19 protein-coding genes are annotated in these 16,118 nt (G+C 66.7%); 7 read left to right on the top strand and 12 right to left on the bottom strand.

The window, feature by feature from the left end; all coding sequences use genetic code 11:
- Positions 1-19: 19 nt before the first annotated feature.
- The gene (locus tag J2X62_RS22475) at positions 20-430 is read right to left on the bottom strand and encodes a DUF3499 domain-containing protein (RefSeq protein WP_174557261.1); all 411 of its coding nucleotides are present in this window, start codon (positions 428-430) and stop codon (positions 20-22) included.
- A 72-nt stretch (positions 431-502) separates the two neighbouring features.
- Between J2X62_RS22475 and J2X62_RS22480 the strand changes: the two genes are divergently transcribed.
- Positions 503-988, top strand: coding sequence for a metallopeptidase family protein (locus J2X62_RS22480; protein ID WP_027496499.1), 486 nt, complete (start codon positions 503-505; stop codon positions 986-988).
- 43 nt (positions 989-1,031) lie between these two features.
- On the opposite strand, the gene J2X62_RS22485 is transcribed toward J2X62_RS22480, so the two are convergent.
- Positions 1,032-1,265, bottom strand: a complete 234-nt coding sequence (locus tag J2X62_RS22485) for a WhiB family transcriptional regulator (RefSeq protein WP_027496498.1) — start codon at positions 1,263-1,265, stop codon at positions 1,032-1,034.
- A 778-nt stretch (positions 1,266-2,043) separates the two neighbouring features.
- Here J2X62_RS22485 and cofD point away from each other — a divergent pair.
- The 3 genes from cofD to J2X62_RS22500 are packed head-to-tail and all read left to right on the top strand — an operon-like array spanning position 2,044 to position 4,964.
- Positions 2,044-3,033: a 2-phospho-L-lactate transferase gene (gene cofD, locus J2X62_RS22490; protein ID WP_032366289.1), complete on the top strand. Its 990-nt coding sequence runs from the start codon at positions 2,044-2,046 to the stop codon at positions 3,031-3,033.
- Positions 3,030-4,409, top strand: a complete 1,380-nt coding sequence (locus J2X62_RS22495) for a coenzyme F420-0:L-glutamate ligase (protein WP_052053340.1) — start codon at positions 3,030-3,032, stop codon at positions 4,407-4,409. The genes cofD and J2X62_RS22495 overlap by 4 nt, the downstream gene beginning before the upstream one ends.
- Positions 4,410-4,415: 6 nt before the next feature.
- Positions 4,416-4,964: an NUDIX hydrolase gene (locus J2X62_RS22500; protein WP_032370706.1), complete on the top strand. Its 549-nt coding sequence runs from the start codon at positions 4,416-4,418 to the stop codon at positions 4,962-4,964.
- A 40-nt stretch (positions 4,965-5,004) separates the two neighbouring features.
- Here J2X62_RS22500 and J2X62_RS22505 read toward each other — a convergent pair whose 3' ends face one another.
- The 4 genes from J2X62_RS22505 to J2X62_RS22520 form a co-directional block, all read right to left on the bottom strand.
- Positions 5,005-6,099, bottom strand: coding sequence for a sugar phosphate nucleotidyltransferase (locus J2X62_RS22505; protein WP_027496494.1), 1,095 nt, complete (start codon positions 6,097-6,099; stop codon positions 5,005-5,007).
- Positions 6,089-7,000 (bottom strand): glycosyltransferase family 2 protein, encoded by a 912-nt coding sequence (locus tag J2X62_RS22510; protein ID WP_032391580.1) that lies wholly within the window; start codon positions 6,998-7,000, stop codon positions 6,089-6,091. The genes J2X62_RS22505 and J2X62_RS22510 overlap by 11 nt, the downstream gene beginning before the upstream one ends.
- A 38-nt stretch (positions 7,001-7,038) precedes the next feature.
- Positions 7,039-7,890, bottom strand: coding sequence for a dTDP-4-dehydrorhamnose reductase (gene rfbD, locus J2X62_RS22515; RefSeq protein WP_032370704.1), 852 nt, complete (start codon positions 7,888-7,890; stop codon positions 7,039-7,041).
- A 143-nt stretch (positions 7,891-8,033) separates the two neighbouring features.
- Positions 8,034-8,174 carry a hypothetical protein gene (locus tag J2X62_RS22520; RefSeq protein WP_155288785.1) on the bottom strand — a complete coding sequence of 47 codons (141 nt, stop codon included), beginning with the start codon at positions 8,172-8,174 and terminating at the stop codon, positions 8,034-8,036.
- Between the two features lie 195 nt (positions 8,175-8,369).
- Between J2X62_RS22520 and J2X62_RS22525 the strand changes: the two genes are divergently transcribed.
- Together J2X62_RS22525 and J2X62_RS22530 are read left to right on the top strand one after the other, a co-directional pair.
- Positions 8,370-9,800, top strand: coding sequence for an LCP family protein (locus tag J2X62_RS22525; protein ID WP_027496490.1), 1,431 nt, complete (start codon positions 8,370-8,372; stop codon positions 9,798-9,800).
- A gap of 55 nt (positions 9,801-9,855) precedes the next feature.
- On the top strand, positions 9,856-10,566 hold the full coding sequence (locus tag J2X62_RS22530; RefSeq protein ID WP_032391582.1) for a TIGR03089 family protein: 711 nt from the start codon (positions 9,856-9,858) through the stop codon (positions 10,564-10,566).
- A 25-nt stretch (positions 10,567-10,591) separates the two neighbouring features.
- Here J2X62_RS22530 and J2X62_RS22535 read toward each other — a convergent pair whose 3' ends face one another.
- The 3 genes from J2X62_RS22535 to J2X62_RS22545 are packed head-to-tail and all read right to left on the bottom strand — an operon-like array spanning position 10,592 to position 12,736.
- A complete protein-coding gene (locus J2X62_RS22535) occupies positions 10,592-10,981 on the bottom strand; it encodes a hypothetical protein (RefSeq protein ID WP_032372702.1) in 390 nt (129 codons plus the stop codon).
- Positions 10,978-11,490: a 5-(carboxyamino)imidazole ribonucleotide mutase gene (gene purE / locus J2X62_RS22540; protein ID WP_032391583.1), complete on the bottom strand. Its 513-nt coding sequence runs from the start codon at positions 11,488-11,490 to the stop codon at positions 10,978-10,980. The genes J2X62_RS22535 and purE overlap by 4 nt, the downstream gene beginning before the upstream one ends.
- Positions 11,483-12,736 (bottom strand): 5-(carboxyamino)imidazole ribonucleotide synthase, encoded by a 1,254-nt coding sequence (locus J2X62_RS22545; protein WP_310183463.1) that lies wholly within the window; start codon positions 12,734-12,736, stop codon positions 11,483-11,485. The genes purE and J2X62_RS22545 overlap by 8 nt, the downstream gene beginning before the upstream one ends.
- Positions 12,737-12,903: 167 nt before the next feature.
- Between J2X62_RS22545 and J2X62_RS22550 the strand changes: the two genes are divergently transcribed.
- On the top strand, positions 12,904-13,458 hold the full coding sequence (locus J2X62_RS22550) for a GtrA family protein (RefSeq protein WP_032366285.1): 555 nt from the start codon (positions 12,904-12,906) through the stop codon (positions 13,456-13,458).
- Positions 13,459-13,470: 12 nt separating this feature from the next.
- On the opposite strand, the gene J2X62_RS22555 is transcribed toward J2X62_RS22550, so the two are convergent.
- The 3 genes from J2X62_RS22555 to J2X62_RS22565 are packed head-to-tail and all read right to left on the bottom strand — an operon-like array spanning position 13,471 to position 16,116.
- Positions 13,471-14,790: a HAMP domain-containing sensor histidine kinase gene (locus tag J2X62_RS22555; protein WP_027496485.1), complete on the bottom strand. Its 1,320-nt coding sequence runs from the start codon at positions 14,788-14,790 to the stop codon at positions 13,471-13,473.
- 6 nt (positions 14,791-14,796) lie between these two features.
- Positions 14,797-15,477 (bottom strand): response regulator transcription factor, encoded by a 681-nt coding sequence (locus tag J2X62_RS22560; protein ID WP_027496484.1) that lies wholly within the window; start codon positions 15,475-15,477, stop codon positions 14,797-14,799.
- Between the two features lie 39 nt (positions 15,478-15,516).
- Positions 15,517-16,116 carry a PH domain-containing protein gene (locus J2X62_RS22565; RefSeq protein WP_027496483.1) on the bottom strand — a complete coding sequence of 200 codons (600 nt, stop codon included), beginning with the start codon at positions 16,114-16,116 and terminating at the stop codon, positions 15,517-15,519.
- Positions 16,117-16,118: the final 2 nt, after the last annotated feature.

Here is a 16,118-nt window from a genome sequence, read left to right on the forward strand (position 1 = left end):
GGCGTTCTGCGCAGGTGGTCTAGGACGTGGGATCGGGTAGAACTCTGAGGTGTCCGCGTCGGCCGGTTCGGACGGCAGGCGTGGCCCGTCGCTCGGTGTCCTGGTGGCGAGCCGGCGACCGGTCACCGCTGTCTCGATCCTCGGAGCGCGTCCGGTCTCCCCGACCGGCTTCGCGTACGGCCTCGGCCAGCGCGGTCAGATCGTCCTCGTCGGGGGTCGATGTCGAGTAACCACCCTCGTACCGCACGAGCTCCCAGCCCTTGGGTGCCGTGGTCGTCGAGGCATGGACCTCGCACAGGTCCCAGGAGTGCGGCTCGTCCACGGTGGCCAGCGGACCGACGACCGCAGTGGAGTCGGAGTAGACATATGTGAGCGTCGCAACGGCAGAACGGTTGCAACCAGGCCTGCAGCAGCCACGCAGTGATCTCACGAGTGCAGAGTATCCGGTACGTGCAACCGACCGAACGACCGACACACCGGACAGCCGCGATAACCTGCCCCCATGCCTCAGTTCTCTTCCGCGCGCAGGATCACGTCGCGGTCCGTTGCGCGGCACGGCCGCGGCATCCGCGGACCGGTGCTGCCCGAGGACCTACCTGCCCGGCGATCACGTGCAGAGAAGTTCGACCGGCTGGTACTCGACGCGTTCGCGCGCATCGACCACCGGTGGCACGACAAGCTCTCGAAGCTCGACATCGCCGTCGACGACGTGCCCAAGATCAGGGCGCTGGACCCGGAATCGGTCACCTGGCCGCCCGAGGTGGTCGCAGAAGGACCGGTACCCCTGTCGCGACTGGTCCCCGCAGGGATCGACAAGCGCGGAGAGACGACACGCGCCCGTGTGGTGCTGTTCCGGCGTCCGCTCGAGCGGCGCGCCAAGCACCCGGAAGATTTGGAGGACCTACTGTTCGAGGTCCTGGTCGAGCAGGTAGCGACGTATTTGGGCATCGATCCCGACGAGGTGGACCCCGCCAGCGCCGAGCCGTGATGCAGCGTCGGCTCGTGGGTGGATCCTACTGAGAGCGCTCGGCTCAGCCGATCCCGCGCTTGAGCCGACGACGCTCACGCTCGGACAGTCCGCCCCAGATTCCGAATCGCTCGTCGTTGGCGAGAGCGTACTCGAGGCATTCGTCCTTGACCTCGCAGCCGAGGCAGATTCGCTTCGCTTCGCGGGTGGAGCCGCCCTTTTCGGGAAAGAAGGCTTCGGGATCGGTCTGAGCGCACAGGGCGCGCTCCTGCCACTGATCCTCGATTTCCTCGAACATCTCGTCGAAACCCGCCACGAGACTGAGGAACGGCTTGGCGGGTGGAACCGATTCGGCCACGAACGGCATCGAATCGGCGTCGTTGTCCGAGTCGTCGTTATCGACGTCGTCGACATCCGGGCTGTCGACATCGGGGCTGTCGATGTCCTGATCGATTTGCACGGCGTCACTCGAGAGTTCGCCGTCGACTGCATCGTTCGACGGGGTCACGTACGCAGAACCGGCGTCGACGGAGACGCTCGAATCCACGCCGGAATCGGACTCGGTTTGCGGCGCGTCGTCGACAGCGCTGAGGTGTGCAGTGGGTCCGCCCCGCTGATCACGTGTCACGTGCTGGTCATACATCGCTTCCGCCTCCTCACCTGTGGTAGCGCAGATACTTTCGGTCCTCGTAATCTCGAATACCTTGCCCCGCGCCGGTATTCGATCGAGCTGGTACGTCCGAGCCGACTCTCCACCCGTCCAACTCTCGACCTCTACTCCACGTCCACTCAGGGACGAACAGGAAGGGAACGAGTGTTCGAAACCAGGTTCGCTGCAGTCGAACTCGTGCCGCGAACGCTGAATGACATACCTGTGATTAGACACGTACAGGTGTGTCGCGGTCAAGCCGATCGCACAAATCCAATACCATCCCATGCCCGAAATCGGCTGTCTCCCCGAATCGGAGCGCGTCCCGTGCGTGTCGCGGCGGTTCTCGGGCTCGGATCCCGGCCCCGCGGACGGTCCGGGTGGGCGCTCACCCGGGCGGGCGGCAACCGCACTAGGCTCGCATGTTGTGAAAGTTACTGTTCTGGTCGGTGGCGTCGGTGGCGCACGGTTCCTCCAGGGGCTCAAATCCCTGTTCGGCGACTCCCTTCTCGGCGACGAACCCGAGAACGAGATCACGGCGGTGGTCAACGTCGGCGACGACGTCTGGATGCACGGCCTTCGCATCTGCCCGGATCTCGACACGTGCATGTACACCCTCGGAAACGGAATCGACACCGAGCGAGGCTGGGGCCGGGTCGCGGAGACATGGAACGCCCGCGACGAGTTGGCCGCCTACGGAGCAGATCCCGACTGGTTCGGCCTCGGCGACAGGGACATCGCCACGCACTTGATCCGCAGTCGCATGCTGCGCACCGGATTTCCGCTGTCGGCCGTGACCGAGGCGCTGTGCAACCGATGGCAGCCCGGGGTCCGATTGCTGCCGGTCACCGACGACCGCTCGGAAACACACGTCGTGGTCACCGACCCCGACGACCCCAGCGGCGAGCAGCAACGTGCAATCCACTTCCAGGAGTGGTGGGTTCGCTACCGCGCGCAGATTCCCACGCACAGTTTCGCTCATATCGGTGCCGAACAGGCCACTGCTGCACCGGGAGTCGCCGAAGCGATCGCCGAGGCCGACGCGGTGATCCTGGCCCCGTCCAACCCGGTGGTCAGTGTCGGCGCAATTCTTGCCGTACCCGGCATCCGCGGCGCACTGCGCACCACCGCCGCCAAGGTCGTCGGCCTGTCCCCGGTGGTGGACGGTAAACCGTTGCGCGGCATGGCAGACGAGTGCCTCTCGGTCATCGGCGTCGAGACGACGGCCGAGGCCGTCGGCCGCCTCTACGGAAGCCGAAGCGGCACCGGCATTCTCGACGCCTGGCTGGTGCACAGCACCGACTCGGCGGTGGTCGACGGAGTCGACGTGCAGTCGATTCCGTTGCTGATGACCGACCCGGAGACCACAGCGGTGATGGCCCGCACCGCCCTGCGCGCAGCCGGACTCGAACTGTGACCGCCCCACGCGAGGTGGCGTCGAAGCCGGAGGCTCCCGGTGACCACGCACCGGGCGGATCGATCGAAATCCTGCCGGTCACGGGACTTCCCGAGTTTCGTCCGGGCGACGATCTCGCCGCAGCGATCGTCGACCGAGCGCCCTGGCTGCGCGACGGAGACGTCCTCGTGGTCACCAGCAAGATCGTCTCCAAGGTCGAGGGACGTCTGGTGCCCGCACCGCAGGACCCCGAGGAGCGGGACGCAGCCCGACGGGTCCTCGTCGATCAGGAGGCCGTTCGCGTCGTCGCCCGAAAAGGCCGGACACTCATCACCGAGAACCGCCTCGGCATCGTGCAAGCCGCGTCGGGAATCGACGGGTCCAACGTCGACGGCAGCGAACTGGCGCTGCTCCCGGAGAATCCCGACGCCAGCGCGGCGGCTCTTCGGCGAGCACTGCACGAGTCGGCCGGAGTCACCGTGGCTGTCGTGATCACCGACACGATGGGCCGGGCCTGGCGCATCGGTCAGACCGATGCCGCGATCGGGTCTGCCGGCCTGGCGGTCGTCCATCGATACGCCGGGGCAGAAGACGGCCAGGGCAACGAACTGATCGTCACCGAAGTCGCCATCGCCGACGAGCTTGCTGCCGCAGGCGATCTCGTGAAGGGCAAGCTGGGCGGCGTTCCGATAGCCGTCGTCCGCGGCCTGTCACCGGTCGACGACGGCTCCACCGCCGCCACCCTGCTGCGCGGCGGTGAAGACGACCTGTTCTGGCTGGGAACCGCCGAGGCACTCGAACGTGGTCGACGCGAGGCCCTGCTCCGCCGGCGGTCGGTTCGATCGTTCTCCCCCGACGCAGTCGACCCGGATTCGATTCGTGACGCCGTCGCGGACGCCCTCACCGCCCCCGCCCCGCATCACACCCACCCCGTCAGATTCGTCTGGATCAGAACGCCCGCGGTGCGTCGACGACTGCTCGAGACCATGCGCGAGCAGTGGCGAGCCGATCTGGCCGGAGACGGGCTGACCGAGGACCGCATCGCCGCGAGGCTGAGCCGCGGTGACATTCTGTTCGATGCGCCGGAAATCGTGATTCCGTTCTGTGTGCCGGACGGGGCGCACACCTATCCCGACGAGAGGCGTCGCGCAGCGGAGGACACCATGTTCACCGTGGCGGTCGGTGCCGCCGTTCAGGGTTTGCTCGTCGCCCTGGCCGTTCGCGATCTCGGTAGCTGCTGGATCGGTTCGACGATCTTCGCCGCCGATACCGTCCGCGCCGAGCTCGGCTTGCGTGCGGACTGGAAAGCATTGGGGGCCATCGCAATCGGACACCCCAGCGAGCCGCTGACGGTACGAGATCCGGCCGCGCCCGGTTCTTCGCTGGTGGAGCTCTGACCGACGATGTCCGCTTCCTCACTGTGGCAGTCCGCGGCCGAGACACTCGATCGGTGGGCACCGACCGACTCCAGGGACGAATCCCTTCGGCATACCGTGATCGCCTTTCTGCACAGCAATCCCGACGCGTGTCTTCGCGCCAACGAGGCCGGCCACATCACGGCGTCGTCGCTGGTACTCGACGCGTCAGGACGACACGTTCTGTTGACCCTGCATCCTAGGGTGGGCCGGTGGATTCAGCTGGGCGGTCACTGCGAACCCGAGGACGAGACGGTCGTCGCCGCAGCGCTGCGCGAGGCGACCGAAGAATCCGGAATTACCGATCTGTCGATCGATCCCGAGTTGCTCTCGGCGCACACTCACCCGATCACGTGCTCACTGGGTAAGCCGACCCGGCACCTGGACCTGCGGTTCCTGGTGCGCGCCCCGGACGGCGCGCGCGCCGTGCGCAGCGAGGAATCGACGGACCTGCGCTGGTGGCCGGTGGACGAACTACCCGACTCGGCCGAGCGCGAGACCATCGACCATCTCGTCGCGCTCGCGGCGTATCGCTGATCCGCCCGGGTCGGCCCCGCTCAACTCCTCGGGACGACGATCAGACGTCGGTGGAGAAGCGCACTCCCCCGTCGGGCAGCTTCACTCCGGGCCATACCCGTGCCCCACGCAGCAACTCGCACCGAGCTCCGATATCGGCACCGTCACCGATGACGGCGTCACGCACGAGTGCGCGCGGTCCGATGCGGGCTCCGAAGCCCAGGATGGACCGTTCGACCACGGCCCCTGCTTCGACGATCGCACCGTCGAACACCACCGCGCCGTCGAGACGAGCGCCTGCGCCGATCTCGGCACCACGTCCGACGACGGTTCCACCGATCAGCAGTGCGCCCGGCGCGACACCCGCTCCGGGGTGAACCAGGGACTCACCGCGATCTCCGTGCAGTGCGGGCGACGGCGCAATCCCACGAACGAGGTCGGCCGATCCCTTGACGAAATCCTCCGGCGTACCCATGTCGCGCCAGTACGCACTGTCGACGTGCCCGTAGACCTTCTTGTTCTCGGCGAGCAAGGCAGGGAACACCTCTCGCTCCACCGACACCGGCCGGTCGGCTGCGATGGACTCGATGATCTCACGCTTGAACACGTAGCAACCGGCATTGATCTGGTCGGTCGGCGGATCCTGGGTCTTCTCCAGAAACGCGGTGACTCGGCCGTTCTCGTCGGTCGGGACACAGCCGAACGCTCGGGGATCGCCGACCCGAACGAGATGCAGCGTCACGTCCGCGTCGGTCGTGCGGTGCGTATCGAGCACTGCCGTCAGATCGGTACCACCCAACACGTCACCGTTGAACACCATGACGTTGTCCGCCCGCAGTCGCGGCAACACGTTTCTGATTCCGCCGCCGGTGCCCATGGGCTCGGTCTCGAACACGTACTCGAGTTCGATGCCCAACGCCGACCCGTCGCCGAAATGTTGCTCGAACACTTCGGCTTTGAACGACGTTCCGAGAACCACGTGTTCGATGCCCGCAGCCTTGATCCTGGCCAGCAGGTGGGTGAGAAACGGGAGTCCTGCAGTCGGGAGCATCGGCTTCGGTGCCGACAGAGTCAACGGGCGCAGTCGAGTTCCCTTGCCGCCGACCAAGATCACTGCATCCGTCCGTGCGGCGACCGATGGGGAACTATCCGACATGTCCAGCCTCTGTTCTCTCGTCCGACGGTCGTTCTTCACGAGCTCGGGCCCGAAGCGTCGAAGTCACAACGACCTTCGACCGAAGACCGAGACCCGCGCGCAGCGCCCATCGTAGTGGAGCCTGCCACACCCGGTCGTGTCTGTCGGCCTGGAATCGGTAGGCGCTGGTGTGGTGTGCGGGCAGCATCACTTCCGGATGCCGTCCTGCCGCATGGCCTTTCGAGTGCGTGACCTCGACCTCGGGTACGTAGACGTTCTGCCAACCCGCCCTACCGAGCCGGTCGCCGAGGTCCACGTCCTCCATGTACATGAAGTAGCGCGAATCGAACCCGTCGATGGAGTCGAACGCCGCGCGGCGAAGCAACAGGCATGATCCCGACAGCCATCCCACCGGCCGCTCGGACACCGTCTCGTTCTCCTGGCGGTATCGCCGAGTCCACGGATTGGTCGGCCAGAGCTTGCCCAGAATTGCGTGGCCGGCCCCGGACGTCAGATCGGGCACCGATCGCGCGGACGGGTATCGCGACCCGTCCGGCTCACGAATGAGTGGGCCCAGCGAACCTGCGCGCGGCCATCGCGCCGCGGCGTCGAGCAATCCGTCCAGGGACCCGGGGTGCCACCTGACATCCGGATTAGCGACCACGACGAATTCGACCTCGGGGTCGACCGCGGCGATCGCCCGATTGACGGCAGCGCCGTAGCCGATGTTGGCGCCGGTACGCAGCAATTCTGCTTCCGCGAACGCCGCCTCGGCAGCTTCCGGAGTGCCGTCGACCGACCCGTTGTCGGCCATGATGACTCGCACGGGCCGAGTCGTGGCCTCGCGTAGAGACGTCAGAAATTGCTCGAGGTATTCGCCGGGGGAATAGGTCACCGTCACCACGGCCAGGTCGGAACTCACGCGGGCAAGACTAGCCCGAGGCGAGCATCGATCCCGCATCACGACCGAGCAAGAGCCGCCGTCAGAGCCTCGGACCAGGGGCGGGGCGCACCGAGCCCGGCTGCGGACCACGCATTCGGTGACAGCACCGAGTATGCGGGCCGAGGTGCCGGGACGACGTACTCTGCGCTCGAACACGGTCGCACCCGGTCGGGGTCGGCACCGATTCCCGAGAACACTGCCCGGGCGAGGTCGTACCAGCTCGCCTGCCCGGCGTTGGTGAAGTGAAGGGTCCGGCCGGTCACCGTCGCGTCGGCTTCGATCTCGAGCAGACCGGCGGCCAGGTCGAGGGCGAAGGTGGGCGATCCGATCTGGTCGTCGACCACCGAGACGGTCTCCCGCTCGCCTTCGAGTCTTCGCATCGTGGTGACGAAGTTCTTGCCGGTGTTGTCGTAGACCCATGCGGTGCGCACGATGACGGCCTCGGGAAGTTCCTCACGTACCGCCGTTTCCCCGGCCAACTTGGTGCGTCCGTACACGGACTTCGGCGCGGTCGCCGCGTCGACGTCGTACGGCTCGGTCGCTGTGCCGTCGAACACATAGTCGGTGGAAATGTGAATCAGTCGGGCACCGACACGCCCGCACGCCCGCGCGAGATTTCGAGGACCGTCGGCATTGACGGCCATGGCCCTGGACTCGTCGGTTTCGGCGGCATCGACGGCGGTGTACGCGGCGCAGTTGACGACGGTCGCACCCGCAGTCACCACGGCGTCGACGGCATCGGGGTCGGTGATGTCCAGGTCGGCGGACGAATAGCCGTGCACCTCGACGTCGGAATCACGCTCGGCGGCGAGCGAGACCACCCGTCGGCCCAACTGGCCGTGTGCACCGGTCACCACGATCGCATTCACGGTTGCCAAGTGTGGCACGCCGCGGTCGGTTCGGCGAGAGCGCGGCCGATCGCCAGTAACCTTCGAGTCGGGGGGAGTGAACGTCTGTCGGTGGGTGTCCATGCCTGCCGGAAACGAGGAAAGGGTCGAAGGTGCCACGAGATTCAGGCACGCACGGAGGTGAGCGCACGCCCCCACCACACCGGCGCACCTCGCGGCGAGCCGACGGCGACGGCCTGCGCGGCGAGCGACGCGGCCGTGACACCGACCCTCGTGCATCCCGCGGGCGCGACTCCCAGGATCACCCTGTACGTCCCTCCGCAGACGGCGAACCGGGCGTGCATCGCCGAGGCGGCGCGGCCGGCGACGCACGACGAACCACGGCCGGCCGTACACGACGACCGCAGCGTGGGCCCCGAGGCGACGACCGACGACCGGACTCAGGCGAGGCACCCCGCCGACCGGGCGCAGGCGGTCGCTGGCCGGCGACGCACGTTGCGGTGGCCGTGTTGTCGGTACTCGTCCTGTTGGTGACCGGCTTCGCGTGGCGCAGTGTGGACAGTCTGCGGTCGAACATCGCCACTGCGGGTGGCCTCGGTCTGGGCGGCGCAGCGGACGGCGCGGTCGACATCCTGATGGTCGGCACCGACAGCCGCACCGACGCCCACGGCAACGCGCTCTCACCGGAAGAACTCGCCTCGCTCAACGCAGGTGAGGAAGTTGCGTCGAACACGGACACGATCGTGTTGATCCGCGTCCCGAACGACGGCTCGTCGGCCACTGCCATCTCCATCCCGCGCGACTCGTACGTCGAGGTGCCCGGGATCGGAATGTCCAAGATCAACGCCGCGTACGGAGCGACCAAGGAGAACAAACGGCTCGAACTGGTCGAGCAGGGAGTCTCCGATGCCGACGCCGAACCGCAGGCCACCGAGGCCGGACGCGAAGCGCTGATCGATTCCGTCGCCAACCTGACCGGCATCACGGTCGATCACTACGCAGAGGTCGGCCTGCTCGGTTTCGTTCTGCTGACCGACGCCGTCGGCGGAGTAGCGGTATGCCTGAACAATCCGGTGCAGGAGCCGCTGTCGGGTGCGAACTTCGCCGCCGGTGAGCAGAACCTGTCCGGTTCGCAGGCGCTGAGTTTCGTCCGGCAGCGACACGATCTGCCCCGCGGTGACCTGGACCGAATCGTGCGCCAGCAAGTCTTCATGGCCTCCCTCGTGCGCAGTGTGCTCAGCGCCAAGACACTGAGCAATCCGAGCAAGCTCGGTCAGCTCAGTACCGCGGTGCAGCGGTCGGTCACCCTCGATTCGGACTGGGACATCCTGCAGTTCGCCACTCGCCTGCAGGATCTCGCCGGTGGCAAGGTCAAGTTCGAGACCATTCCCGCGGTCGACATCAATGCGACGACCGACTACGGCGAATCCATCGTGCAGGTCGACCCGGCAGCAGTGAAGAAATACGTCGCCGGACTACTCGAGGACGGGAACTCCGCCGAGACCAACGCCGAGAATTCGGATGCCCCGACCGTCGATCCGTCGACGGTGACGGTGGACGTCGCGAACGACAGCGGTATCGAAGGCTTGGCCAACGGTGTGGCCGGATCGTTGACGGCGCTGGGGTACGTCGGTGGCACCATCGGCAACTACGAGGGCTCGTCCATCTCCACGAGCCGCATCCAGACCGCCGACGTGGACAGCGACGCCGCTCGCGCCGTGTCGGCAGCACTCGGTGGCCTGCAGATCACCGCCGACGACACCATGCCGGCCGATGCCGTCCGGGTCGTGCTCGCCGACGACTACGCCGGCCCCGGCTCGGGTCAGGCCGCGACAGCCGAAACCGTGGCACCCGAAGCAGGTACAGCAGTCCCCGAGGAACCTGCGGCACCGATCGACGCGGGTTCCACCGGCCCCATGTGCGTGAACTGACAGTACGAACGCAGCGCGGAAATCGGGGCGGGTCGGCGTCGACTAGGGTCGTGGTGTGGCTTCGAACCTGACTCAAACCCTGCTCGAGCCGATCCTGGCGGCAGACCCGGCCGGTCCCCGCATCACGTACTACGACGATGCCACCGGCGAGCGGGTCGAGGTGTCCGCCGTGACACTGGCGAACTGGGCGGCCAAGACTGCCAACCTGCTCCGTGACGAGTTCGCACTCGATCAGGGCGCGCGCGTGTGCGTGCTGTTGCCGGCGCACTGGCAGACCGCTGCCGTACTTCTGGGAATCTGGTGGACCGGCGGCGAGGTGGTGCTCGGTGCAGACGACTCCGCGGATCTCGCGCTGGTGCACGGCGACCGCCTCGACGACGCGCCCGACGTCGACGAGGTTCTGGCGCTCTCGCTCGATGCCTTCGGCAAGGCAGTCCCCGATCTGCCCCTCGGGATGACCGACTACGCCACCTCGGTTCGCGTACACGGTGACCAATTCAGGGCAACCGGATCCGGGTCCGCGGCATTGGACGGCCGCTCGGTGGACGACGTCCTCGCCGCAGCAAGAGAACGCGCCGAGGCCCGTTCTCTTTCGGCCGCGGATCGAGTGTTGTCCAGTGCATCCTGGACCACCGCCGACGAGTTGATCGACGGACTGCTCTCGGTGCTCGCGGCCGGAGCGTCGTTGGTACAGGTGGCCAACTCCGACGAGAGCAAGAAGGAACGACGCATCGACACCGAAAAGGTCACGACGACCCTCGACTGAGACTGCGCTCGACCGAGTTGCAGACTCATCCGGTCGGGCGGTAGCCGCCGTCCGCGAGTCCCGCTTCGATCTCGAACCGATTGGCGCTGCCGCGGTGACGCGCTTCCTCGACGAGGTAGCGGAACGGAAAGGTCAGCCCGAACCTCGCCCACTGGTCGGCGTGAATCGCCTCGTGCCGCAGCACCCGACGGGCGGTGTTGTTCGCCGTCAGGTAGGCCCCACCGAATGTGGTTCCGCCGCGGCCGAATCCGCCGCGCAGGCCGGAACACACGAAGATCGAGAACTCGTCGTCGAAACGCGCCGTTCCGCCCCACAGCTGCGCGTAGCGCAGTGCCAGCCGGGTCACCGACACCGACTGCCACTTGCCGCGGCCGGCTCGTCGAATCTGCTCGCGCCGCGACGCCGCGGCACTCATCCCAGCAGCGTGGTTCGCAGTGCCGCGTCCTTGTCCAGAACCATGGCCTCGAGAGACGCCTGGAAGGCCGACATCCGCTGCTGCAGAACAGGATCGGACGCTCCCAGGATCCGCACGGCGAGCAACCCCGCATTGCGAGCACCACCGATGGAGACCGTCGCAACGGGCACACCGGCCGGCATCTGCACGATCGAGAGCAGCGAGTCCATGCCGTCGAGATACTTCAGCGGTACCGGAACGCCGATGACCGGCAGTGGCGTCGCCGACGCCACCATGCCCGGCAGGTGCGCCGCTCCCCCGGCACCGGCGATGATCACTTTGATTCCGCGACCGGCGGCCTCGCGGGCGTAGTCGAGCATCCGCTGAGGGGTGCGATGCGCGGAGACGACGCCGACCTCGAAACGAATACCGAACTCCGCCAGCGCTTCTGCTGCGGCCTCCATGATCGGCCAGTCGGAATCGCTGCCCATGATCAGGCCTACGACGGCGGTACCGGATTCGTCAGTCATGGTGCGGGTCCCATCCGTCGGTCCATTCGGCGTGCGACATCCAGTGCGCTGCGCGTTCGGCTCGTTCACGTACGGCCGCCACGTAGGCCGGGTCGCCGAGCGATCCGGACCTCGCGCCCAGAATGTTCACGTGGCCGATCTTTCGGTCTTTCCGCTCGGTCTTGCCGTACAGGTGCACCTTGGCGTCGGGCATGCGGGCGAACAGGTGATGCAGGCGTTCGTCCATCGTCATCTCCGGCGCTTCGGGTGCACCCAGGATGTTCGCCATCACCGTCAACGGTGCCAGTGGATCGGTGTCACCCAGCGGGTAGTCCAGCACTGCACGCAGATGCTGCTCGAACTGCGAGGTGCGGCAGCCGTCCATGGTCCAGTGACCGGAGTTGTGCGGCCGCATGGCCAGCTCGTTCACCAGAAGCTTGCCCGAGGTGGTCTCGAACAGCTCGACCGCGAGGTCTCCGACCACGCCGAGGGCGCCCGCGATATCGAGCGACAGCCGACCGGCGTACGTGGCGACGTCCTCGTCGAGGTCGGGAGCCGGGGCCAGAACCACCGCGCATTGTCCGTGTCGTTGCACGGTCTGTACGACGGGCCACGCAGCACCCTGACCGAACGGCGATCGCGCGACCATCGCCGACAACTCGCGGCGCATGGCGACCTTCTCCTCGACCATGAGCGGCACACCGAGGTCGAGCTGGGCAGTGACGATCTCTTCGGCTTCCTCGGCGTCGGCGGGCATCCAGACACCGCGGCCGTCGTAGCCGCCGCGGACCGCCTTGAGGACAACCGGCCACCCGTGTTCGTCACCGAACGCAATGGCGTCCTGCGCCCACGACACCTCCGCGTACGCCGGTCCGGGTGCGCCCAGCTCTTCGAGCTTGCGACGCATGCGCAGTTTGTCCTGCGCGAAGATCAGCGCGCTCGGTGGCGGCTGGACGTTGACGCCCTCGGCGACCAGGGTCTCGAGGTGCTCGGTCGGCACGTGCTCGTGGTCGAAGGTCAGGGCGTTGGATCCGGTCGCGGCCGTGCGCAGCGCATCGAGGTCGTCGTGCAGCCCGAACACGACGTCGGGGCTCACCTGAGCAGCCGGCTCGTCTGCGCCCGCGGCGAGCACGCGCAGCGTTTGGCCGAGTTCGATGGCCGACTGATGGGTCATGCGGGCCAGCTGACCTCCGCCGATCATCGTCACGACGGGCATTCCGGTCGACGACGGGCGCGCAGCGGTGGGGCGCGGTTCGGTACCTGTCACGGCTCACCATGGTGTCATGTCCTGCCGGTTCGGGCCGAACCGGCAGTCGCACGGCGGTCGTCGTTGTCGCGAAGACCGTGGAAACACTGTCGTCGAGACTGTGGAAACGCTGATGAACAGAGCGTCGGTTCGCCGGATCGGGCGTTCGTTTCGTAGACTTCACCGTTGTGCCGACGATCGACAGCGTGCTTCAGCGCTTACCCAAGCCCATCAGGGACCTTGCGATCCGGCACAGCGAGTTGATCAAGTTCGCCATCGTGGGCGGTACGACGATGGTGTTCGACCTCGTCATCTTCTACTCGCTGAGCCTGACGGTGCTCGAGCAGAAGCCGGTGATCGCGAAGATCATCTCGGGCGTGCTCGCCACCCTGCTCAGCTATTTCCTCAACCGTGAGTGGGCCTTCAAGCACCGCGGCGGGCGCGAACGCCACCACGAAGCGCTTCTCTTCTTCGCCATCAGCGGCATCGGAGTGCTCATCGCCGCCGGTCCGCTGTGGATCGCGAACAACATCTTCGACATCCGCGACACCAACGAGTCGCTGACGATGGTGGTCGTCATCGACTTCGTGCTGAACTACATCATCGGCAACCTGCTCCAGATGGCGTTCCGCTTCTGGGCGCTGCGTCGCTTCGCTTTTCCCGAGGACAACGCGCGCACCATCCTGGAAGTGGACGCCGAGCGCAACGGGGATCCGACCGACGCATCGAACGCGCTCGACTGACCCCCAATTCGGTCAGCGTGGTTCGCGCCGCGAGAGCGCGGGCGACGATTCGCGCCGAGCGGGCAGGAACACCGAGAACAGTGCCGGCCGTCTGCGCTGTAGTTCCAACCGTCCGCCGTCGGCCTCGATCAGGGCCCGGGCCAGCGCGAGACCGACTCCGGTCGAACCGGCTCCGGAGAATCCGCGGTCGAAGATGTGGGGTGCCAGTTCGTTGCTCACCCCTGGACCCTCGTCGGACACCTCGACACAGACCAGTTTCTCTCGCCGCCGGTCGGTCCCCTCGGCGGCGGACACGGCGCGCACTGCAACCGTGCAGGCACCGTCGCCGTGCACCAGAGAGTTGTCGACCAGTACCGACACGGCCTCGCGCAGACGCGAGCCGGTCACCGACGCCTGGAGGTCGGCGTCGCCCTTGAGCACCAGACTCCGACCTGCATCGTCGAAATTTCGCTGCCATTCGACCACCGTGCCGGTCAGTTCCTCGATGACCGATACCTCGTGCGCATCGGCGGCGCCGTCGCTGCGGGAGGAGCGGACGAGTTCGTCGATGGCCAGGGTCAATCGATCGACCTGATCCATCGCCTCGTTCGCCTCGTCGACCACCGCGGGGTCCGGATGGGTGGAGATCTCGTCCAATCGCAGCCTAACGGCGGTCAGGCGGCTACGAAGTTGATGCGAGACGTCGGCAACCAACGTGTGTTCGCGCTGCAGCCTGCCCGCGATCTCGACGGTGGCCGAGTCGAGAACCTCCGACACCCGGTCCAGCTCGGCAATGCCGTGCCGACGCGGATCCGGCCGAAAGTCGCCCTCGGCCAGTCGGGCGGCCCGCCGCGCGACGTCCTGCAACGGATCGGCCAGTCGCTTGGCCGTCAGCACGGCCACCACGGTTCCTGCCAGCGCGGACGCCAGGACCACCAGAGTCACCGCTCCGAGCGCCTGCCGCTGCAGTGAACGCATGTCGTCGGACGGTACTTCGAGCCGCAGTGATCCCGAGGTCCCCATCGACAAAGATTCGACTAGTGGCCGGGGGACGGATGCCTGCCCGATGTCGGCGCGGGACGCGGCGTCCTCCGGCGTCGGATAGATGACGACAAGGCGGCCACCCTGCGGAATCGCCAGACGCAGCGAACCGATGTCGAGTTGACCCTCGATCAGTCCGGCCGACCCCTCCTGCGAGATGATCTCCGCGGCCATTCGGTCGAGGCGTGCCTGCAGATCGTTTCGAGTGAAGTCCTCGACCCACAGCCAGGCCGTGTACATCAGTGGCAGCCCGAGCAGCAGGGCCGTCATGATGACGACAGCGAGGATGGAGACCAGGATTCGACGCCGCATCGACGACTAGTCGCTGTTGATGCGGAATCCGACACCGCGAACGGTCGCGATGCGACGCTCCGCCACCGGTCCTTCGTCGCCGATCTTGCGGCGCAACCAGGACATGTGCATGTCGAGTGTCTTGGATCCGCGCAACTCCGCGTCGCCCCACACCTCGCGCAAGATGACCTCCCGCGAGACCACCTGGCCGGCGTGATCGAGCAGCACCTTGAGCAACTCGTATTCCTTGTTGGCCAGCGAGATCTCGGTACCTCCGACGAGCACCCGTCGGGCGGCCGGTTCGAGGCGAATTGCACCGACCTCGATCGGAACGTCCTCGCCGGCACCGCGTCGACGCAGGAGCGCTCGAACCCGAGCCATCAGCTCGGCGAGCCGGAACGGCTTGCCCACATAGTCGTCGGCACCGGCGTCGAGGCCGACGACGAAGTCGACCTCGTCCGTGCGCGCGGTGAGCATCAACACGGCCACCTCGGACCGGTTGGCGCGGACCTGACGGCACACTTCGAGGCCGTCCATTCCGGGCAGCCCCAGGTCCAGGATCAGCAAGTCGAACTTGCCGTCGAGAGCACGCTGTAGCGTGGCCGGCCCGGTTTGTTCGACGGTCACGGTGTAGCCCTCGCGCCCGAGGGCACGGGAGAGGGGTGCGGCGATAGCTTCGTCGTCTTCGGCAAGCAGAACATCGGTCACGTCGGCAACCCTACGGTTCGAATGTGAGAACAGCCTGTGTTACCTGCGTTTCCCCGCGCGCCAACCGGGCTTGGACTCGGCCGGTGCATCGTCGGCCATCGGCTCGAATGCTCGGTCCCGATCGTGAACGGACTCGCGACGAAAGTCCATGGAGTCGAATACTTGCTGGTAGAGCAACGAATGAACGCGTTGCACCTGCGGAATGTCGTCGAACTCGAGTGGGTCGTCCGACGCCGACGCGATGATCAGGGTGCCGGTACCGAGCATCCTGTCCAGCAGCCCGTGTCGAAATTGCACGTTGCTGATGCGGCTCATGGGGATGTCGATTCCGGAATGCGTGAGCACACCCTGCCGAACGAGGACCCGACGATCGGTGACGATGAAGTGAGTGCACTTCCAGCTCACGAGCGGAACCAGGCATCGCCACCCGACGATCGCTGCCCACACCACCAGCGCGGCGATCGTGGCCACATCGGCGGCCGTGGATTCGAGTCGGGCACCTGCGACACCGAGGGCGACGCCGGCGAGACCCGTGGCGAGCACGAACGTGATCGACGGCAGGATCAACATCTTCCAATGCGGGTGACGGTGAAGCAGTAGCTCTTCCTCGTCGGCCAACGCATCCTGTGGGTAACCCACGT

Source organism: Rhodococcus sp. 3258 (genome assembly GCF_031456475.1).
GTDB lineage: Bacteria > Actinomycetota > Actinomycetes > Mycobacteriales > Mycobacteriaceae > Rhodococcoides > Rhodococcoides fascians.